Below are 21,092 nucleotides of genomic sequence, written 5' to 3'. Positions count from 1 at the left end.
TCACGGCGCGTCCGAGGCCCCCGCGGGGATTCACCAGGTGGCGCCGAGGCGCCCTTCGCGGTCGACGCTCAGAAGATCGCGCTCTTCCCCGTGCCTGCGTCGGTCGTCCGCTTTCGTGAGGGCGCCTTGCCGGTGCTCACCGGCGCGCCGGACGCGCGTCCGGGGCGCGCCGCGGTCGGCCGCGGCGCGGGCACAGGAGGTGCCGAGACGGGGCGCGCCGCGGCTGACCGCGACGTGGACGCCGGCGACGTCGGGACGGGGCGCGCCGCGGCTGGAAGCGGTGCAGGCTCCGGAGACGCGGGCACGGGGGACGGCGCTGTCGCGGGCACGGCCGCGGGAACCGTCGAGGTCGTGCCCGCCCGGGGCGCCGCGGGCGCCTGCGCCACGAGATCGCCGCGGCTGGCGGCGAGCATCTCGCCGCTCATCGCCCGCAGCCCGGCGGCGGCTTCCAGGCGCTGCGAGGGCATCGCGGTGGTGAGCGAGAGCCCCAGCCCGAGCGCCACGACGACGCCAGCCGCAGCGAGGTGCAGCCGGGTCCGCCGCGCCGGCGCGGCGGGCGCGGGCGCGGTCGCCGCCTCCGAAGCGCCGACCGCGGCAACGAAGGCGGAGATCATCGGCGAGATCGAGGGGAATCGCTCCGCCGGATCGAGCGCGAAGGCGCGCGCGAACCACGTCTCCAGCTCCGGCGGCGCGCCGGGGCACAGCGTCGACAGCGGGGGGCGCGCGCCCTCGAGGATGGAGGCGAGCACATCGGCGATGGTGCGGCCGGCGAAGGGCTGCTGGCCGGTGAGCGCCACGTGCGCGACCACCGCCAGGGCCCACATGTCGAGCTGCGGGTCCGCGTGCCCGTCGCACGTGTGCTCCGGGCTGAGGTAGCCCGGCGTGCCCAGCACCACGCCCTCCGCGGTCTGGCGCGGAAAATCGGCCGCCAGATCCTGGCGGATCCACTTGGCGATCCCGAAGTCGGCGACCTTGGCCCGCAGGCGCCCGTCGCGCCCCTCGCGGAGCAGGATGTTCGACGGCTTGATGTCGCGGTGCACGATCCCGAGGCCGTGCGCCACCGAGAGCGCCTCTCCGATCTGACGGAGGAGCGCGGCCAGCTCGGCCGCGGGCACCGGCCCGCGCTCGTGGATCAGCTGCCGGAGGGACCGGCCGCGCACGTACTCCATGACGAGGTACGGGCCTGCCTCGGCGTCCTCGCCGGCGTCGTGCACGGTGACGATGAAGTCGGTCTTCCGCCCGAGCTGGGCCGCGACCTGCGCCTCGAAGCGGAAGCGCTCCATCGCGTCGATGGCCAGGTTCTGGCGCGGGAGCACCAGGAACTTGAGCGCGACATCGAAGCGCCGGACGCTGTCGTGCGCGCACCACACCTCGCCCATCGCGCCCTGGCCGAGCGGATGCACGAGCCGGTACCGCCCCGCCACGACGCGGCCCGGAAGGAGCGCGGCGCGCGCCTCGTCCCGCCCTGCGCCGCCCGGAGCACGAGGACCGAGCGGCGCAGGCTGCCCGCCCAGCGTCGTGGCGTCGCGCGCGGCGTCTCTCGCCGAGGAATCGGGCGGTCGACCCAGGGAGGGCGGCTGCAGCACGCCGGTGATCTTCGTGCCGCCACCATTTCCCAGACCGGTCGATGCGTCCATGGGACAACGACCTGAGGAGAGGGGCGACGACATGCCCTCAGCGTAACGCGAATGCGGATGCCTTTGAACGGCGAAGACCCCGCCCTCCTCGCGCACGTGCGCCTGTTGGCCCGCGCGGCAGCGTCGCGAGGCGCAGCGCTGCTGTACTTGTCGATGGTTGGCGCCGTGGGTACGCAAAGAGGTCCAGGGTAAGCCTCGCGAGCTCGTACGCCTGCTCGTCCGAGCTCAGCCAGCCGCACGGCGTCGGGACGACTATGCCCGCTGCGCCTTCACCCGCTTGACCTTCTTCTTCTCCTTGCGCTCCAGGAGCCGCAGCACCGCCACGGACCGGTCGACGAGCAGGTAGCGCTCTCCTCCTGCCCTCGCGGGCACCGTGCGCGCCGGCTCCCCGGCGGTGCGGGTGTCGATGAGCACCTCCCACCGCTCGCCGAACTCGATCGCGGGCAGCACGAACTCCAGCGGCGAGTGGTTCGCGTTGATGAGCACGAGCAGCGTATCGCCGGAGATCGGCTCGCCGCGCGTCCCGAGCGCCGAGAGGGCGTCGCCCCCGAGCAGGTAGCCGATCGCCCGCGCGTTCGGGTGGGTCCAGTCCTCCGGCGTCATCTCGGCGCCGTCGGGGCGGAACCACACGATGTCCTTGAGCCCGCTCCCGTGCACGTAACCGCCCGAGAAGAACATCCGCCGGCGCAGCACAGGCTGGCTCCGGCGCAGGGCGATGAGGCGGCAGGTGAACTCGAAGAGCTGCTTCCGCCGCTCGTCAAGGTCCCAGTCGTGCCAGGAGAGCTCGTTGTCCTGGCAGTAGGCGTTGTTGTTGCCGAGCTGCGTCTTTCCGATCTCGTCGCCGGCGTTGATCATCGGCACCCCCTGCGAGAGGAGGAGCGTCGCGAGGAGATTGCGCTTCTGGCGCTCGCGCAGCTCGACGACCGCGGGGTCGCTGGAGGGGCCCTCGACGCCGTGGTTGTAGCTGTGGTTGTTGTTCGTGCCGTCCCGGTTGCCCTCGCCGTTCGCCTCGTTGTGCTTCTCGTTGTACGAGACGAGATCGTTCAGCGTGAAGCCGTCGTGCGCCGTCACGAAATTGATGCTCGCGTAAGGGCGGCGCCCGCTCGACGCATACAGATCGCTCGACCCGGTGAGCCGATACCCGAGATCGGCCGCCAGCAGATCCCCCTTCCAGAAGCGGCGCACCGAGTCGCGGTAACGGTCGTTCCACTCCGTCCAGAGGACCGGGAAGTTGGCGACCTGATAGCCGCCCTCGCCCACGTCCCATGGCTCCGCGATGAGCTTCGTGCGCGAGAGGACCGGATCCTGGTGGATGATGTCGAAGAACGAGCTCAGGCGATCGAAATCATGGTGACCGCGGGCGAGGGCCGACGCGAGATCGAAGCGGAAGCCGTCGACGTGCATCTCGGTCACCCAGTACCGCAGGCTGTCCATCACCAGCTGGAGCGTCTGGTAATGACGCGTGTTCACCGTGTTCCCGCAGCCCGTGAAGTCCATGTAGTAGCGCGGGTTGTGCGGCACGAGCCGGTAGTAGGTCCAGTTGTCGATCCCCTTCAGGGAGAGCGTCGGGCCGAGGTGGTTCCCCTCCGCGGTGTGGTTGTACACGACGTCGAGGATCACCTCGATGCCGGCGGCGTGGAGCGCCTTCACCATCGCCTTGAACTCGGTCACCTGCTGGCCGAGCCGCCCGCTCGACGAGTAGCGGCCCGCGGGCGCGAGGTACGCGAGCGTGTTGTAACCCCAGTAGTTGACGAGCCCGCGCTCCCAGATCTCGCGCTCGCTCGCCATCTCGTGTACGGGGAGCAGCTCGAGCGCCGTCACGCCGAGCTTCTTGAAGTGCGCGATCGCCGCCTCGGAGGCGAGCCCGGCGTAGGTGCCGCGCAGGTTCGCCGGGATGCCCGGGTGCCGCTGGGTGAAGCCCTTGACGTGGACCTCGTAGAGGATCGTGTCCTGCCAGCGCGTCGCCGGCGGCCGGTCGCCGTCCCACGCGAAGCGGTGGTCGACGACGACGGACTTCGGCGCGCCCCAGGCGCTGTCGCGGTGGCAGATCTCCAGGTCGTCGAGCGGGGCCGGCGGGGGCGGCGGCGTGGAGTCCTTCCCGCGCGCCTCGGCGGCGCGGCGATCGCTCGCCGTCTTGCCCCCGCGCCCGCCCTCGCCCTTCTCGGGCGCCGCGCCGTCCCGGCCCGCCTCCTTGGGCCGGCCGGCGCCGCCCTCGCCGCGCTCGGGGTGCCCCCCGCGGTCGTAGGCGAAGAGCGGCGCCTTCCAGTTCGGCTCGCTGGCGAGCGCGTACGCGTACGGATCGACGAGGAGCTTCGCCGGGTTGAAGCGCTGCCCGGAGCGCGGGTCGTAAGGCCCGTGCACGCGGTAGCCGTAGAGCTGGCCGGGCTTGAGCCCCGGCACGTAGCCATGGAAGACGTGGGCCGTCCGCTCGGGGAGCTCGATGCGCTCGCGCTCCACGACATCGTCGACGGCCTCGAAGAGGCAGAGCTCGACCTTGGTGGCGGACTGGGAGAACAGCGTGAAGTTGACCCCCTCGCCGTCAAAGACGGCGCCGAGTGGGGTGGGCGTGCCGGGCCATATGCGTCTGGTCATCTGAAAAACCTGTGAAGCCGCCCTATTCGCGAGATCGGCGCCGCTGTCGAGACACAAGCGCGCGCGGCCTGATTTTTCGGCCGCCGCCCCCGGGGATCGCCCGGCGCCAGGCCGCTCGGCGGGCCGCCCCTCGCGCCGTGCGCGATGTCGCGGCCCCCTGTGCGAGCTCGGCAGCGGCCGCGGCGGCGGCGCGACGGCGCTACCGCACGGTCGCAGAAGGAGCATCCAGGGCGGCGCGACCCGGGATAGACTCCGCCCCTGAACGCCTGGAGCCAAGCGAAAAACGCCCATGTCTTCCCCCTCTGCTGAAAATCAGTCCCAGAGCACGCCGTCCCCTTCCGGTCCCGCTTCCGGCGCGCGCCGCCGCACCGCCGGCGTGACGGTGCCGCTCTTCTCCCTGCGCAGCGATCGCTCGTGGGGCATCGGTGAAATCGGCGATCTCCCCGAGTTCGCCGCGTGGATGCGCACCGCGGGCCTGCGCCTCGTGCAGCTCTTGCCGCTCGGCGAGGTGTCGGGGGGCGAGACGTCGCCGTACATGGCGCTCTCCGCGTTCGGGATCGATCCGATGTTCATCTCGCTGTCCGCCGTCCCCGAGCTCCCCGAGGAGCGGCTCGGCGAGGCGCTCGGCGACGACCTCGGGGCGCTCGATCGGGCGCGGAGCAGCGCGCGCGTCGACTACGATCTCGTCCGCCGCGTGAAGCGGCGGGCGCTGCGCTTCGCCTTCGACGTGTTCGAGCGCGAGCACCACGCGAAGCAGACGCCGCGCGCGGCCGAGCTGGCCGAGTTCGTGAAGCGGCAGTCGGACTGGCTGCCCGACTACGCGCAGTTCCGCGCGTTCAAGGACGCCTTCGAAGGCGTCGCGTGGTGGGACTGGCCCGAGGCGATCCGCGAGCGCAGGCCGGAGGCGCTCGAGTCGCTGCGGCGCGAGCGCGCGCGGGACATCCTCTATTACGAGTACGTCCAGTGGCTCGCGCACGCGCAGTGGGAGGCGGCGCGCGCGGATCTCCGGGGCAAGGGCGTCGAGATCATGGGGGATCTCCCGTTCATGGTGGCGCGCGACAGCGCCGACGTGTGGGCGCACCAGGGCGAGTTCCGGCACGACATGACGGTCGGCGCGCCGCCCGACCAGTTCGACACGGAGGGGCAGCGGTGGGGGCTCCCGCCGTACTTCTGGGCGCGGATGCGCGAGAACGACTTCGCATGGCTCCGGCGGCGCTGCCGCTACACGGGGCTGCTCTACGACCGGTTCCGCATCGATCACCTGGTCGGCTTCTACCGGACGTACATCTTCCCGGAGCAAGGGCAGACGGGCCCGGAGGGCCAGCGGCCCAGGGCGACCTTCGATCCCGCGGAGGAGCCGGAGCAGCGCGAGCACGGCGATCGGGTCGTGCGGGCGATGCTGGCGGGGGCGGCGGAGACCGGGGCGCAGCTCGTGGCGGAGGATCTCGGCGCGGTGCCGGGGTGGGTCCGGGAGTCGCTCTCGGAGCTCGGGGTGCCCGGCTACAAGGTGCTGATCTGGGAGAAGGACGACGTCGTGTTCCGCGATCCGGCGGAGTATCCGGCGCTCTCGGTGGCCTGCTTCGGGACGCACGACACCGACTCGGTGGTGGTGTGGTGGGAGTCGCGGGACGACCGGGAGCGCGCCGGGGTCCTCGAGCTGCCGCAGCTCGCGCCGCGCCGGCAAGCGCTCGGCCCGCAGTTCACGAAGGAGACCCACTGCGCGCTGCTCGACCTGATCCTCGGCTCGAAGAGCGAGCTCGTGCTGCTGCTCCTCCAGGACGTGCTCGCCACGCGCGATCGGATCAACGTCCCGGGGACCGTGGGGCCGCAGAACTGGTCGCTCCGGCTGCCGGCGCCGCCCGCTGCGCTCGATCGGGATCCCGAGGTGCGGGCCGCGCTCGATCGGGTGCGCGAGAGCGTCGAGGCCAGCGGGCGCGGATAACGCGTCATCTCCCGCCGCCTCACGCCCCCTCGGCCCGCCGGCGATATAGTCTCACCAAAAATCCCAAGATCCGCTGTAGCAGCGAGTCGGCCAGCGCGCCGACGGCAGAGGCGCCCACGCGCTGACTCGCTGCGTCGTCGCGGTATGCTTCGTGCAGTCACGAAGTATATCCCGACGAAACATTCCCGAAAACTGCCTTCTCTTACTGTCGCGGTCGAGGAGGCCACCAGTGAACGAAATCAACGCCTCGGACACCACCTGGCTCCTGGTCTCGTCGGCAATGGTTCTGCTGATGACGCCAGCGCTGGCCCTGTTTTACGGGGGCATGGTCCGAACGAAGAACACGCTCAGCACATTCATGCACAGCTTTTTCGCCATGGGGATCGTGACCCTGGCGTGGGTGACGCTCGGGTACTCGATGGCGTTCGCCGAATCCAAGGGCGGGTTCATTGGCGGCTTCGACTACGCGTTCCTGAACGGCGTTGGCACCGAGCCGCGCGTCGGGACGACGGTGCCTCACCTCCTGTTCATGGCGTTCCAGATGATGTTTGCCATCATCACGCCGGCGCTGATCTCGGGCGCCTATGCGGAACGCATCAAGTTCTCGTCGTATGTGGTGTTCACGCTGCTCTGGTCGCTCCTCGTCTACAGCCCGATCTGCCACTGGGTCTGGAACCCGGGCGGGTGGCTCCTCGCGCGCGGCGCGCTCGACTTCGCCGGCGGCACCGTCGTTCACCTCGCCTCGGGCGCGAGCGCGCTCGTGATCGCGATCGTGATCGGCAAGCGCAAGGGGTACCCGACGCGCAAGATCGTGCCGCACAACCTCACCATGACGCTGCTCGGCGCCGGCCTCCTGTGGTTCGGCTGGTTCGGCTTCAACGGCGGCTCCTCGCTCGCGGCGAACGGGCTCGCCTCCGTGGCGTTCGTGAACACGCACATCGCCGCGGCGATCGCGGCGCTCGCGTGGGCCCTCATCGAGGCCGTGCGCTTCGGCAAGCCGTCGCTCCTCGGCGTGGCGTCGGGGCTCGTCGCGGGCCTCGTCGCCATCACCCCGGCGGCGGGCTTCGTCGGGCCGATGGCGTCCGTCGCGATCGGGCTCGCCGCGGGCGCTGTGTGCTACGGCGCCGTGATGCTGAAGGGCAAGCTGGGTTATGACGACAGCCTGGACGCGTTCGGCATCCACGGCGTGGGCGGGCTGCTGGGCGCGCTGCTCACCGGCGTGTTCGCCTCCAAGGTGTGGAATTCGGCCGGTCAGGATGGCCTCATCAAGGGCAACTCGGCGCTGCTCACCGAGCAGGCGATCGCGGCCGCGGTCGCGGCGGCTTACGCTGGGGTGGTCACCTTCGTGCTCGTGAAGGGGATCAGCGCGGTGATGGGCTTCCGGGTCGACGAGGAGGTCGAAGACGAGGGCCTCGACGGCGCCCTCCACGGCGAGGAGGCCTACTCGCTCGGCGAGGGCGGCGCTCATGCGGTCGAGAGCGAGCCCCCGGTCGCCAGGCCGGCGCCGGCGCCTGTCCTCGCGCGCGAAAGCGCCTGATCGAGCGCAGCGGAGGCTCGCTCGCGGAGGCCGCCTGGCGGGTGCCAGGCGGCCTTCGTCGTTTTGTCCCCTTGGCCCCCTGCCCTTCCCGGCAGGGAGCGGTCACCTGCAACTGAAGGCGGGCTCGCCGGTCTCCTCGCAGCCGTGGTCGCACGTGACCTTGGCGCACCCGCAGCGGCGCAGCCTTCCGCGGTCGCCGTCGGCGCTGTGATCGCAGTCGTCGCTCAACGTGCGGCACTCGTCCTGGCAACGCTCCTTCTGCGCGGGCGACGGCGCGCAATCGACGACCGCCGCGCCGCCGGAGGAGCCCGCGTCGCTGCACAGCTCGACGGACGCGACCTGCTCGAGCAGCGGGATGATCCCCCCGATCATGCATTGCGCGTGCGGCTCGCAGACGTGGTCCCCCAGCACCGCCAGCACGCGGACGCGCTGCCCGCTCAGCGCGCGCCAGTCCGGACCGAGCCAGCGCTCGGCGTCCTCGCGCGACAGGATCCTCCCGGCGATGAGGGGCTGCGAGCCCTTCGTCAGCGTCATCGTACCGACCCAGCGCTCGCGCGCCGGCGCGTCGCCAGGGCGCTCCCCCTCTGTCGGCGGAGACGCTGGCGGCGTGCCGGCGGGCGCGGCGCTCACGGCGGGCGCCGGCGCAGCGACCCGCGCAGCGGGAGCGACCCGCGCCAGCGGCGCCGTCGAGGGGGGTGCGCCCTCCGCGCAGCCCATCGCCCCGGCGCAGCACGCGCCGGCCAGCGCCCGGCGAAGCCATCGCCGCAATCCCGCGACGGGGAGCCGCGGGGCACGCACCGAGTTCATGGAAGGCACAGGACACTTTACCACGCGTCGGCGTGGACACGCGCCAGGGCGCGCCGGCTGCGGCCGAGCGCCGGCGCGGAGTCAGCTCGCGGCGCAGCCACCGCCGGGAGAGCTCGAGCGTCAGCTCGCGGCGCGCAGCCACTGCCGGGAGAGCTCGAGCACGCGCGCGTTCTCGGGGATGTCGAGGAAGCTCGGGCGCTGCGCCGCGGGCAGCGCCTCTGCCCGCACGAGCAGCCGCTCGCGCGCGCCGGCGATGACCGCGGACGCGCGCTCGCGGTCGCCCGCCGCGTGCAGCGCCTCTGCATGGACGAGATCCGCCAGCGTGCTCTTGTACCCCGGCGCGCTCCAGCGCTCGTGGGCCGACGCGGCCTCCCGCGCCGTGGAGAGCGCGTCCGCGGCGCGGCCCGCGGCGAGCTGGATCGAGGAAAGGAGCGCCTTCGCCCCCACCTGCTCGAGCGGGAACGACGCGAGGAGCTCGATCGCGGCCAGCGCTTCGCGCTCCGCGGCCTCGAGGTCCCCCTCGCGGCGGAGCAGGCTCGCGAGCGCCCAGCGCGCGAACCCTTGCTGCAGCGGGGTGCGCCGCTCGATCCCGACCCCCAGCATCCTCGCCGTCTCGGCGCGCGCTCGGTCGAGCGCGCCGAGGTCGAGCAGCACCTCGATGCACAGGAACGTCCGGAGCCACGAGACCGGCCCCAGCTCTTCCCCCGCGGGCATCGTCTCGCCGAGCTCGCGCTCCGCCCGCCGGAGATCGCCGAGCAGCCGGGCGATCATCCCGATCGCCACCTGCCCGACGATCGAGCCGCGCCAGTACCCCGCCTGCACGAAGCTCGCGCGCGCCGCCTCGGCCATGCGCAGGCCCGTCCACAGGTCCCCGTCCCTCCACGCCTCGTGGAACGCGAGCGCGATCTGCAGCCACCCGCGCGCGACGGGGTCCCGCTCCGCGACCGGCTCGGTCACCTCGCGCACCCGCCTGGTCAGCGCGTCGGCGAGCCTGAACTCGCCGAGCTGCGCTGCGTAGTAGCTCCCGGCGGCGAGCGCGAACGCCGCCGAGCCGATCCCCTCCGGGGCGAGCTCGACCGCCTGCAGCGTGCGCACCGTCGCCATGAGCTCGTCGAGCCTGCCGAGGTGGATGTCCGCGGTGATCTTGGCGGGCACCGTCCTCACCCAGGGCATGCTCCCGGGCGTCAGGAGGCGCTGCGCCTCGTCGAGGTACAGGAAGGCGTGGTCCCATTCGCTGCGCCACGCGTGGACCTCCGAGAGCACGCCGAGCAAGCTGAGGTGCACGGCGTCCGGCGCGCCGCACTCGAGCCCCCGCCGGGCGCGCGCGATCGCCGCGTCCGGATCGCTCCCCCGGAGCGCCTGCTCCGCGGCGCGCAGGTAGAAGCTCCCGGCGCGCGCGAGGTCCAGCCCGCGCTCGAGGTGCTCGGCGAGCATCGCGGGATCGCTCGCGCCTCGCTCCTCCAGGAAGGCGGCCGCGAGCCGGTGCCCGAGGACGCGATCCGTCTCCGTGAGCATCTCGTAGGCCCCCTCCCGCAGCAGCGCGTGCCGGAACATGAACTCCTCGTCCCCCGGAAAACGGCTCTCCTCGCGGCGGACGATCACCTCCCCGTCGACCAGCTCCGCGAGCACGTCGTGCGGCGAGACCCGCGGCGCCGCGCTCCCGAGGAGCGCGCCGATGCCGGCGCGCCAGAAGACGTCCCCGAACACGCTCGCCGCGCGCAGCACCTTGCGCGCCTCGCCGCCCAGCGCCGCGAGCCGCGCCTGGACCATCGCCAGCACCGTCTCCGGCAGCGCGTCGCCCATCCCCTCGGCCACGGCGCGGATCAGCTCCTCGAGGTAGAACGCGTGGCCGTCCGCGTGGGCCACGAGGCGCGCCACGGTCTCCGCGTCCACGCCGTCGCCGAGCGCGTGGCGGACCAGGCGCTCGCAGGCCTTCCGCGGCAGCCGGGTCAGGTGGATCACGTTGAGCGCGCGCCCGCCCCAGAGCGCCGGGAACATCTCGTGGACCTCGGGGCGCGCGAGCCCGAGCGCCAGGAACGGCCGCTCGCCGAGCGAGCCGAGCGCCGCGTCGACGAAGCGCACGGTCGGCAGATCGCTCCAGTGCAGGTCCTCGAGCACGAGCACGACGGGGTGCGCCGACGTCTCGGCCGCGAGGAAGTCCTCCCAGGCGCGGCGCATCTGCCGCCCCATGGTCTCCGTGTCCGCGCGGGCCGCAGAGAGCAGCGCGCTCTCCTCGCCCTCGAGCTCGACGCCGGCGATCTCCCCGAGGAACACCGCCACGCGCTCGCGGTCGGGGCCGGGGACGTGCCGCGCCACGCGCGCCACGAGCTTCTGCTTGCGGACCGCGGCGGCCTCGCCGTCCTGGATGCGGCACGCGCACCGGATCGCCTGCCCGAGCAGGCCGAACGCGGAGCCCACGCGCAGCGGATCGCCGCACGCGGTCCAGATCTCGACGTGCTCGTCGTGCGCGCGGAGCGCGCGCGTGAACTCGTGGGCGATCCTGGATTTGCCGATGCCGGCGGGCGCCGTCACGAGGACGGCGCGGGCGATCGGCGCCTCGGCGCACTCGGTGAAGAGCGTCGTCAGCGTGAGCAGCTCGCGCTCCCGCCCGACGAACGCGCTCGCCTTGCCGAGCAGCGTCCCGGCGCTCCCCGCGGCGTCGCGCTCGCCGTGCAGCTCCCTCCGCTCGCCTTCGCCGGACACCTCGAACCGCGCGCCGAGCAGCCGCGCCGTCACGTCGTCGATCGCGATGGGCGGCCCGCGCGGGTCGGGCTGCCGCTCGTGGGCCCGCCTCGCCTCGCACGCGTCGAGCAGCCGCGCGGCCCTGTCGATCGCCTCCCCCATCGGCAGCTGCCTCGCCAGCTGCGCCCGGCCCGTCGAGAGCGCCATCGGCCGGGTCGGAGCCACCTTCCGGAGCGCCAGCGCGCAGCGCGCCGCCTGCGACGCCTGGTCGGTCGCGTCCCTGCCCGCGACGATGGCGACCACGGCGGAGCCGTCGGCGAGCGCTTCCATGTGCCCTCCGTGCGCCTCCACGACCTTCCGCAGCTGCGCCCCCACGGTCACCTCGAGCGTCTGATCGAGCGGCGCTGTGTCGGCCATCGCCGGCGTGGCCTCCCGCCCCACGAGCAGCACGGAGAGCAGCCGCCGCTCGCTCGCGGTGAGCGCCTCGGGGCGCTCGTTCGCGGCCCCGCGCGCCGAGGCCCCGGCGGCGCGCAGCGTGCTCAGGATCACGGCGGCGGTCGCGCCGTCGCCGATGCGCTCCTCCGGGTCCTTCGCGAGCATCAGGTGGACGACCGCGTCGAGCTGGGCGGGGACCTCGGGGCGGAGCGAGCGGATCGAGGGGACCTCGCCGAACAGGATCTTCGCGAGGATCGCGGGGATGTTCTCGCCGACGAACACGGGGGCGCCCACGAGGCACTCGAAGAGCACGCAGCCGAGGGCGAACACGTCGGCGCGCGGCGTGAGCGCGCTGTACCCGACGCGCGCCTGCTCCGGGGCCATGTAGGCCGGCGTCCCGAGGGCGACCCCGGTCAGCGTCATCGGCGTCGCGTCGAGCCGCCGCGCGATCCCGAAGTCCAGGATCTTCACCTGCTCAATCTGCCCGTCCACGAGGAACAGGTTGCTCGGCTTGAGATCGCGGTGGACGATCTCGCGGGCATGCGCCTCCGCCAGCGCCTCGGCGGCCTTCACGCCGAGCGTCAGCGTCTCTTCGACGGTGAGGCGGCCGCGCAGGAGGCGCCGCGAGAGGTCCTCTCCTTCGAGCCATTCCATGGCGAGATAGGACCTCCCCGAGGAGGTTTTCCCGTGGGCCACGTGCCGCACGATCCCAGGGTGCGAGAGCTCCGACAGGAACCTTGCCTCCCGGTCGAACCGCGCCTCGTGCGCGCCCGCCCCGAGCACCACCTTGAGAGCGACGGTGGCGCCTGTCACCCGATCGAGCGCCCGATAGACCTCCCCCATACCGCCGGAGCCGGCGAGCGCGAGCAGCTCGAACCGCTCCCCGACGACGTCGCCGACGCGCATGGATCGAGTATCGCCCGGCGGCGGATCTCCTGTCCAGCGCGCGTCGGGCCGGGGGAGACACGGCACATCGTTCAGCATCTCGCGAGCTCTCGCGATACCTCGCGACGCCTCGCAATGTCCCGCACATGTTGCGTGCTCGACAAGCACCGTGGGAGACGACATGCACGTTCGAGACGTGCTCAGCGGCAGACGAGACCGGTGCCGGCGGCGCGCCGAGGGCGGGGGCCACAGCGCTGCGCGCGCGCTCAGCGCGGCGCGCGGAGCGTCACTCCGATCCTCCGCGACGCCTCCTATCCGAGATCGCGTTGCGCGACGACCGCAGCGGCGCTTCAGCCACGTCATTCCGTCTCGTGCGGAGCGAGGGGACCTCGGTCGACGCGAGGTCCTCGAGCGCCGACGCCAGCGACTGGTGGCTGGACAGATCGCCCAGCTGGATATCGAGGGCGACGAGGCGCATCGCGAGCTCGGGGCGCACGCCGACGAGGCGGACGCGGGCGCCGAGCAGGGAGGCCGCGCGCTGCGTCTGCCCGAGCGCGTGGGCCACCTGGGCGTCGATGCTCGGGACGCCCGTGATGTCGAGCAGCACGCAGCGCGCCCCGTGTCGGCTCACCCCATCGACCACCCGCTCGAGCATCTGCCGGGCGCGATCTCCATCGAGCTCGCCGACGAGCGGGACGAGCAGCACGCCGGGCATGAGCGGGATGAGCGGGCAGCCGAGCTCGCGCACCGCGGCCGAGAGGGTGCGCTCGCGCTGATAGGCCTCCTGGAGGCTCGCGTGCTGCTCGGAGAGCGACTGCACGAGCGCGTCCCGCTCGAGGGCGGCGCCGAGGAGCGCCCCCCAGATGGAGATGGTGCCCTCGTCGCCGGCGACCTCGATCGAGCTCGGGCCGACGATCGCGAGGACCCCCCAGTCGTGGCGGAGCGTGCGGATCGGCAGGAGCGTCACCATGAACGGGCCGCCGGCGGTCGAGGGCGGCAAGTGCTCTGCGAGCGGGAAATCCTCCCGCGCGCAGAGGGCGCCGAGCGGGGGAGTCGGGCTGCCATCGCGGCTGTAGGCGCCTGCGATGACGAGGCGCGCGCGGGTGGTCGGGTCTTCCCAGAGCGCGAGACAGCCCCAGACGGCGGCGGTCGAGTCGAGCCAGGAGAGCGAGCGCGACTCTTCCTGGGTGCCGCCGAGCAGCGCGAGGCTCACCTCGTGATCGGACCGCGTGAGCGCCCCGAGCTCGTCGACGAACTGCCGCTCGGTCTCGACGCGAGCCAGCATGAGCGAGAGGCGCAGCCGCTCCTGGAACTCCTCGGCTCGCTCCTCCGCGGACTCCGCTGCTTCCCTGTCCAGGCGCGCGCGGCGTCGCTTTCCGGACCGGCCGAGGAGGCGGACGACCCCCATGAGGCTCTCCACGTCAGGCGTGAGGCGGACGGCCTGCTGACAGGCCTCGTCGATCTCGGCCGCGGGCGGGGGCGCGGCGCCCTCGAGCGCCGCGGTATATCCCGCGATCACGGCGGCGACGCCGGGCCACACCGACGCCGGGGGCGCCTCGGGCGGGAGCGGCAGGCGGAGGAGCAGCTCGACCATCTGCCGCTCGAGGTCGTCGTCCGGCGCCGCGCGCTTCCCGTGGAGCACGCCATGGAGCGGGTCGCACCCGCACGTCCGCCGCCTGACGAACGTGGTCGGCGCGAGCACGGGCCCGGACGGGACGACCTGGCCCGCGACCTGCGCCAGCACGAGCTCGTACGCGAGCGCTCCGATGGCGTCGAAGCGCTGGCGCACGGTCGTCAGCGGAGGGGCCGACCACTGAGCATCGGTGATGTCGTCGAAGCCGATGATCGCCAGATCGTCGGGGATGCGGTATCCGGCGGCCTGGAGGGCCGACATCATCCCGAGCGCGTTCTTGTCCGTGGCGACGACCGCGGCCGTGAGATCTCCCCTGCGCGCGATGAGGGCCTCTGCGGCGCGCTGGCCGCCGGAGTGCCAGTTGTTGTCGGCGTCGAAGACGAGGCCGGGATCGAAGGGGATCCCGCTCTCGATGAGCATCTCCATGTAGCCGTCGAAGCGCGCGCGGATGTCGTCCTGATCGATGCAGCCGACGAACGCGATGCGCCGGTGTCCATGCTCGATCAGGTGGCGCACCGCGCTCCGGACGCCCTCGCGGTTGTCCGGCATGACGGTCGGACAGCCCGCCTCGGGGGCGCAGGAGCTGACCGTGACGAGCGGGACACGCGCCTGCGCGAGGAGCTCGATGCCATCCGTGGCGAGCACGACGATCCACCCGTCCACCTGGTCCCGGGCGAGCGAGGGCGCCTGGACGTACGCCGGCGTGCCGCGCACCACCAAGACACGATGGCCGCGCTGCTGCGCCTCCTGATGGATCCCCCTGAGGACCGAGGTGAAATAAAAGCCGTCGAGGAAGGGCGTGAGGACGCCGATGGTGGTCGGGCGGGAGTGCATGGGCTGCGGGCTCGCGAATGGATGAATACCGGATCTCCGTCTCGCTCACCGACGGCCATCACCGCCACCTGCCAGAAATTCCGGTGACTCGCGAATCGTCCGGGTGTACAGCATCGCCGATCCGTTTGGCCATCGATCGAAACATCCTCGCCGTCATGGCGCGCCCCCGTTACGAGCCCACGTCCTTCCCCGCAGAGGGATCGATCGGGCGAGAGGAAGGGAGCGGAGGGTGAGCGCGCCGGCCGTGCGTGCGCTCGTCTCGGCGCTCGGCGCCTGCGCAGCGCTCACGCCGGCCAGCGCGCGGGCGGAGTGCGATCGTGCGGCCGCGGACGTGTCGTGGGTGCGCCTCGCGGGCGCGGAGGGGCGGTGCCCGTCGGCGTCCCGGTTCCGCGCCGAGATCTCGCGGCGGCTCGGGCGGGAGCTCGTCACGACGGGCAAGGCCGCCTCGATCGAGGCCGTGGTGCAGGGGCCCCCCGGGGCCTGGTCGGCCACGATCCGCACCGAGCTGTGCGACGGCTCCCCGCCGACGGTCCGCGAGCTCTCCGACCCCACCCAAAGCTGCGACGGCATCGTGGCCGCAGCGGCGGTGCACATCCTGCTCACGATCGATCCAGAGGCCGGCCTCTCCCCCCCGACCGCCGAGGCGCCGCGCTCCCCGCAGGCCGCCGAGGCGCCGCGCTCCCCGCAGGCCGCCGAGGCGCCGCGCCCTCCGGCCCCTCCTGCGCGCCCTCCGGCCGCGGAGCGGGCGCCGGAGCCGCCGTTCCCTTGGCCGGCGGAGGCCGAGACCACGCCGCCCCCGGCCGAGGGCCCGCCGCCCCCCGGGCTCTCGGTCGCCTGGCGCGGGCTCGCTTCCATGGGCATCGTCCCCTCGCCGGGGTTCGGCGTCGCCTTGTCGGGCGAATGGTCGATCCTGCCGCGGTGGACGCTCGAGACGGGCGTGCTGTGGCTCCCGGAGCAGCGCGCGGCCCAGCGGACGTTCGCCTTCGGGCTCACGGCGGGCTGGCTCGGCGCGTGCTTAGAGTTGGAGATGGTCCGGAGCCGCTCGGTCGCCCTCGGGCTCTGCGGCCGGGCGGTGGCGGGCGCCATCTACGCCGTCATCTACGGGGACGACGGCGTCCTCCCGACGATCCTGCCGACCGACGTCGGCTCGCGCGCGTGGCTCAGCCTCGGGGCCGGCACGCGGCTCGGCGTCCGCGTCCTCGGGCCGCTGCGGCTCGAGACCGGCATCGACCTCTTCGTCCCCGTGACGCGGTACGATTTCCAGCTCGAGGGCGGGCGGCCGACGGGCCTGGAGCAGGCCGCGCTCGCCGCCGCGGCGTTCGGGGGGGTCGGCCTCACATTTTGATGAAGGATCCACGGGCTGCCGGCATTCAGCCTCCCGTGGAGCAGTGCTTACGAGCCGACGTCCTGCGCGACGCCAAGCAGCCGCCACGGAGCCTCGTCGCCCTGCACGCCGAGCACGGCAACTTCGTCTGGGCGACCCTCCAGCGGTTCGGCATCCAGCACCCTGACCTGGAGGATGCCTTCCAGGACGTCTTCGTCGTCGTCCAGCAGCGGCTCCCGTCCTTCGACTGGGCCTGCCCCATCACCACCTGGCTCTTCGCCATCTGCCGCCGCGTCGCCGCGTCGCACCGCCGCCGCGCCCACACGCGCCGCGAGCGGCTCGGCGAGGTGGTGGACGACGTGCCGGACCCAGCGCGCGGCCCGGAAGAGATCACCTCCCGCCGCGAGGCGCGGCTGCAGCTCGAGGGCATCCTCGCGGCCATGGATCTCGATCGACGGGCCGTGTTCGTCATGTTCGAGATCGAGGAGATGCCGTGCGACGAGATCGCGCGCCTGGTCGGCGTCCCGATCGGGACCGTCTACTCGCGGCTCCACGCGGCGCGGAAGGAGTTCGCGACGCTCCTGAAGAAGTCCGACGTCGAGCGCGCGCGCAGGGGGGCCAGATGAGCGATCCGAAGCGATGGAACCAGGAAGGAGGAGGCGCTCCGCCGGGCGCGCGCGAGCTGCTCCGCGCCGCCGCGCCCATCCGCCCGATGACGTCCGCCGAGCTCGCGCGCACCGCGGCCCGGGTGGCGCCGCTCGAGACGGCCGCCGGCGCCACGGTGCCGGCGTGGATCAAGGGGATCTTCCTCGCGGTGGGCATCGGGGCCGGCGGAGCAGGGCTCCACGCTGCCCTCGGCGAGGCCCCGAGCGCCGCCGCGCCGGTCGCGCCCCCTCCGGTGCTCACCGATCTGCCGCTGGAGCGGCTCCTCTCACGCGCGGGCGGCCGCGAGCCGGCCGGGTCGCCGGCGGCCGGGCCGCCGGCTGCCGAAGCACCGGTGGCCGACGCGCCGCGCCCGCCCCCGTCCGCCCTCCGCCGCGAGGCGCCGCGGAGCCCCCGGCCGGCCGCGCCGGCGCCGGAGGCGACCGCCTCGGCGGACGGCGACGACCTGGTCCGGGAGTCCAACCTGGTCGACGCGTCCAGAGCGGCGCTCGCGCAGGATCCGGCGGCCGCCCTCGCCGCGCTGGAGAGGCACCAGGCCCAGTTCCCGAAGGGGCGGCTGGCGGAAGAGCGGGAGTTCATCGCGATCCGCGCGCTGGTGCGCCTCGGGCGCGCCGACGAGGCGCGGGCGCGCGCGGCGGCGTTCTTCGCGCGGTATCCATCGAGCTCCTTCGCCGAGCCGCTGCGCCGCATCGTCGCCGCGGCTCGGTGATTGCTTCCACGACGACGGCTCCACCCGCGAACTCCACACGACGTTCGAGCAACCGAGCCGGATCGCCTCGCCTGTGCCAGCGGCGACGACATCGACGCTCACACGGACCACAAGAAATCGACATGAAACCGACGCTCACGCGGACCGCGAAAAATTAACGCGAGTACAAACACGAGCGCTCATATCGCTTGCCCGGTACCTAAACAGTATTAACATACGCCCCACGTTCACGGGCGGCCGCGCCGAGAGGCGCCGGCGCCCTGGCGTTTCATCGAAGAACGGTGGATTCAGCGGCTCGATGAGGCCAGGCTGCCGTGGCAGCGCTGGCCGCGGCGAGGCACGCCGCCCATGCGACGCGCGCGCTCGCCGGCGGTCGTCCTCCTCGGGCCGCTCGTTCCATCCGCGAGCGCGCGTTCGCGCTCTCGCGCGGCTCCGCCGTTCTTCGTGGTCATTTCAGGAGGTTTCATGTCGTCGAAGCTGTCGAGTTCGAGCAGTCCGGTGCGCTCTCATTCTGATTCTGCCTCCCCCGGCGCGTGGCAGGGGGCGCGGCGCGCCGCGCTGGCCGCGCTCGCGATTCTGCCGATTTCTTGCGCGGATCTCGGGCCCACGGACGGCGCTCCTGCCGATCTCGCCGAGGGCGAGATCGCGGAGGCCGGCCAGGCGCTCTCGCTGACTTTCCCCATCAAGGAGCGGAGTTCGCTCGTCGTCACGAACACCGAGATCGTCGGCGCGTTCAAGCTGAAGGACGTGCTCCAGCAGCTCATCGATCAGGCGGGCGTCAGCCTGACGCCCCTCCAGCTCTTCCGGCAGTTCATGGACACGAACCGGAAGGCCGCAGACGGGATCGGCCTCGGCCCGCACTGCGACGACGTGGTGATCCCCGGCTCGGCCGGATCCATCAACGGGTGGCCGATCGACTGCCCCCGCGTCGTGGGCCTGGAGGCCGACAGGGATCCTTTCGCCGATGAGGAAGCCCCGAACGCCTACGTCGCCACGACCCTGTCGAACCGCTTCGACCTCGCCCCGCCGGACGGCGCCAACTGCGGCGAGTACCGCGTCGTCTTCGCCAGGCGCTCCGGCATCCCGGAGGGGGCGTTCCAGATGCGCAACTTCATCATTTTCGAGGGCCGGCTGCCCAACCCGACCCCGAGCCTTGGCCGAGAAGGGTGCCGCCCGGTCGTCGACTTCTGGTACCACCTGTCGGATCCGGCGAAGAGCCTGGCGGAACGGAGGGACGATCTGCTCTCCTTCTATTTCGACGGCCTGCCCGGGGGGTTCGAGCCCGTCTTCCACATCAATCATTACGGCCAGAACGCGGGGCCGTACGGCGGCCAGATCCGGACCAACGAGTTCCTCTTCGCCCCCGCGGTCGACAACACTGCGCCCGAGCCCTTCACGACGTGGAACCTCCGGGAGTTCAGGCTCCTTCACAGCGGCTCGGGGAGCAGCGGCACGCTGGTCGTCACGCCGTCGTTCGTGAAGGACACCCCGGCCGCGCCGCTCTTCGATCCCGCCTCGACCGACGCGCGCGCCGTCGCCTTCAGGAGCACGTCGTTCCCGGGCCTCGTGGAGCGGCTCGCCGCGGCGGACGACATCAACCGCTTCGCCTTCGAGCCGAGCTATCCGACGACGATGAACGCCGGAGAGAGCCAGATGATCGGCCTCCAGAACAACTACTTCGCGACGTTCGGCGCCGGGCCCTCGGCCCTCAGGACAAGCATCCAGAACAAGCTCACCGCGATGGGCAGCGCGCTCACCCCGGATCAGGTCGTGGGTCGCGCGTTCTCCCTGTCGTGCAGCGGGTGCCATGAGCCGATCGGCGACGCCACGGGCTCCCCGACCGTCGGGCTCGATCTCGGCACGACCGCGACGCTGGCGAAGCTGAGGCCGTTCACGCAGACCTCCGAGCAGCTGGAGGCCGATCCGGACGAGCCGGGCGGGCAGCGCTTCAAGATCTCGGAGGCCCTCACGGGCGTGTTCATCCCGTTCCGGAAGAACGTGATGGCGGACTTCCTCCTCAACAACCCGATCCTCGGGTTCGAGAAGCCGGGCGCGTGGACGTCGGCGCAGGCCCAGCTGTCGGTCCACACGGGCCGGGTTGTGGAGGGCATCTCGTCGCTCCAGGTGAAGACGCCCTCCGCGTTCAACGCGATCATCAGCCCGAACTTCAGCTCGGCGAACCTCGCCCCGGTGGGCAACAAGATCACGCTCGATCTCTTCGTCTCTCCCGCCCAGCCGAACCCGAGCTGGGTCGGGAACATCGAAGTGCTGATCTCGATCCCTTCGGCCGGCATCCACAACCAGTGGGCCGGCAACGTCGCGCTCACCCCGCTCACCCGGGGCCAGTTCGTGAGGATCCAGTTCGCCCAGCTGCCGACGGCCACCAAGAACGCGCTGAACGCAGGGGCCACCGACGTGAAGCTGCAGTTCAACCTCAACGTGACCAGCAACTCCGGTCCGTACTACCTCGACAACGTGCGGTTCGAGAACTGACCGCGAGCGAGCGCTCGTGAGCGTGAGAGCGAGCGTTCGCTCATGAAGAGGGCGCCGGCCACCCACCGGCGCCCTCTTCTTCTCTTGTTCTCTTGCCCTCGGATACCGATCCTCCCACACGCGCCCATACACCGCCTCGTCGCTCCTCCCCGCCAAGAGCGCCCGCGCCTCGCGCCAGACCAACGAAGGTGCGATATAGAGCGACAAGCCCCCCTACGCCCCGGGTGCGAGCACGGCTCGTGCAGCACGAGCGGACTGAGTGTCCTGCATAACAGATGCACCGATTGCGTGTCCTGCACAACAGACGCGCACGCGATGCGTGCTCCGAGCCTCGCAGAGCGCGTCGGGTCGCTCTTTTCACGTTGGCGCGCGGCGTGCGAGCCTGGGATCGTGCAGGGCCGGACGGCAAGGCGAGGAGGGTGTTTGTATGAGCTCAATCCATCCCGGTGCGGCAACGAATGTAGTCGCAGCGTCCCTGGCGCGTCCCGCGGCGAGCGCCGGCGCGACCGTTGATCCCGGCGCAGGGGCGCCGGAGCTCTCCGGAGGGGAGCTCGAGCCGCCACCCAGCGTGACGCGCGCGCTGGCCGCCACGGCGGAGTCGGAGGGCGCCGAGCGCGCCGCGTCCTGGGAGCTCTGTACCGCGATGCTCGCGATCGCCACCGGCTGGCTCGCGTGGACGCTGCCGGAGCCCAGCGCCCGCGACGTGCTGCTCGTCGCGCTCTGTCTGGCGCTCGTCACGATCGAGCGCCGCAGGGCAGGCGCGCACTTCAGGAAGGCGATCGCCGCGGCCGCGGGCGCGCGCGGCGCGACGGAGGGCGAGGCGTCGCGCGCGGCGTGGCGGCTGGACGCGGCCTTCTGCGCGGCGCGCGCCACGGGGCGAGGCGCGATGGGCGAACGGCGCCGCTGAGCGACCTCCCCC

At 72.5% G+C, this 21,092-nt stretch carries 12 protein-coding genes; 7 read left to right on the top strand and 5 right to left on the bottom strand.

The window, feature by feature from the left end; genetic code table 11:
- Positions 1–68 precede the first annotated feature (68 nt).
- Together WMF29_RS12815 and glgX are read right to left on the bottom strand one after the other, a co-directional pair.
- Complete coding sequence (locus tag WMF29_RS12815; RefSeq protein ID WP_437329106.1) at positions 69–1,637, bottom strand: serine/threonine-protein kinase; 1,569 nt, start codon at positions 1,635–1,637, stop codon at positions 69–71.
- 252 nt (positions 1,638–1,889) lie between these two features.
- On the bottom strand, positions 1,890–4,229 hold the full coding sequence (glgX, locus tag WMF29_RS12810) for a glycogen debranching protein GlgX (RefSeq protein ID WP_437329105.1): 2,340 nt from the start codon (positions 4,227–4,229) through the stop codon (positions 1,890–1,892).
- Between the two features lie 289 nt (positions 4,230–4,518).
- Between glgX and WMF29_RS12805 the strand changes: the two genes are divergently transcribed.
- Both WMF29_RS12805 and WMF29_RS12800 read left to right on the top strand, forming a co-directional pair.
- Complete coding sequence (locus tag WMF29_RS12805; RefSeq protein WP_437329104.1) at positions 4,519–6,171, top strand: 4-alpha-glucanotransferase; 1,653 nt, start codon at positions 4,519–4,521, stop codon at positions 6,169–6,171.
- Between the two features lie 229 nt (positions 6,172–6,400).
- A complete protein-coding gene (locus tag WMF29_RS12800; protein ID WP_437331113.1) occupies positions 6,401–7,708 on the top strand; it encodes an ammonium transporter in 1,308 nt (435 codons plus the stop codon).
- 102 nt (positions 7,709–7,810) lie between these two features.
- Here WMF29_RS12800 and WMF29_RS12795 read toward each other — a convergent pair whose 3' ends face one another.
- From WMF29_RS12795 to WMF29_RS12785, 3 genes are all read right to left on the bottom strand, one after another.
- Complete coding sequence (locus WMF29_RS12795) at positions 7,811–8,515, bottom strand: hypothetical protein (RefSeq protein WP_437329103.1); 705 nt, start codon at positions 8,513–8,515, stop codon at positions 7,811–7,813.
- A gap of 120 nt (positions 8,516–8,635) precedes the next feature.
- Entirely contained in the window at positions 8,636–12,538 is a 3,903-nt protein-coding gene (locus tag WMF29_RS12790; protein ID WP_437329102.1) for a protein kinase domain-containing protein, read from the bottom strand.
- 265 nt (positions 12,539–12,803) lie between these two features.
- Positions 12,804–14,984, bottom strand: coding sequence for a substrate-binding domain-containing protein (locus WMF29_RS12785; protein WP_437329101.1), 2,181 nt, complete (start codon positions 14,982–14,984; stop codon positions 12,804–12,806).
- A gap of 229 nt (positions 14,985–15,213) precedes the next feature.
- Here WMF29_RS12785 and WMF29_RS12780 point away from each other — a divergent pair, with 229 nt between their 5' ends.
- From WMF29_RS12780 to WMF29_RS12760, 5 genes are all read left to right on the top strand, one after another.
- On the top strand, positions 15,214–16,329 hold the full coding sequence (locus WMF29_RS12780) for a hypothetical protein (protein WP_437329100.1): 1,116 nt from the start codon (positions 15,214–15,216) through the stop codon (positions 16,327–16,329).
- 35 nt (positions 16,330–16,364) lie between these two features.
- On the top strand, positions 16,365–16,934 hold the full coding sequence (locus WMF29_RS12775; RefSeq protein WP_437329099.1) for an RNA polymerase sigma factor: 570 nt from the start codon (positions 16,365–16,367) through the stop codon (positions 16,932–16,934).
- The gene (locus tag WMF29_RS12770; RefSeq protein ID WP_437329098.1) at positions 16,931–17,680 is read left to right on the top strand and encodes a hypothetical protein; all 750 of its coding nucleotides are present in this window, start codon (positions 16,931–16,933) and stop codon (positions 17,678–17,680) included. Before WMF29_RS12775 ends, WMF29_RS12770 begins: the two co-directional genes overlap by 4 nt.
- A 498-nt stretch (positions 17,681–18,178) precedes the next feature.
- Positions 18,179–20,173 (top strand): hypothetical protein, encoded by a 1,995-nt coding sequence (locus tag WMF29_RS12765; RefSeq protein ID WP_437329097.1) that lies wholly within the window; start codon positions 18,179–18,181, stop codon positions 20,171–20,173.
- A gap of 427 nt (positions 20,174–20,600) precedes the next feature.
- The gene (locus tag WMF29_RS12760) at positions 20,601–21,080 is read left to right on the top strand and encodes a hypothetical protein (RefSeq protein WP_437329096.1); all 480 of its coding nucleotides are present in this window, start codon (positions 20,601–20,603) and stop codon (positions 21,078–21,080) included.
- The last annotated feature ends 12 nt before the right edge of the window (positions 21,081–21,092 follow it).

This window comes from Sorangium sp. So ce381 (genome assembly GCF_051473845.1).
GTDB classification, from domain to species: domain Bacteria; phylum Myxococcota_A; class Polyangia; order Polyangiales; family Polyangiaceae; genus Sorangium; species Sorangium atrum.
Note: the sequence above shows the minus strand (reverse complement) of the source record. Positions and strands in the feature narration are given on the sequence as shown.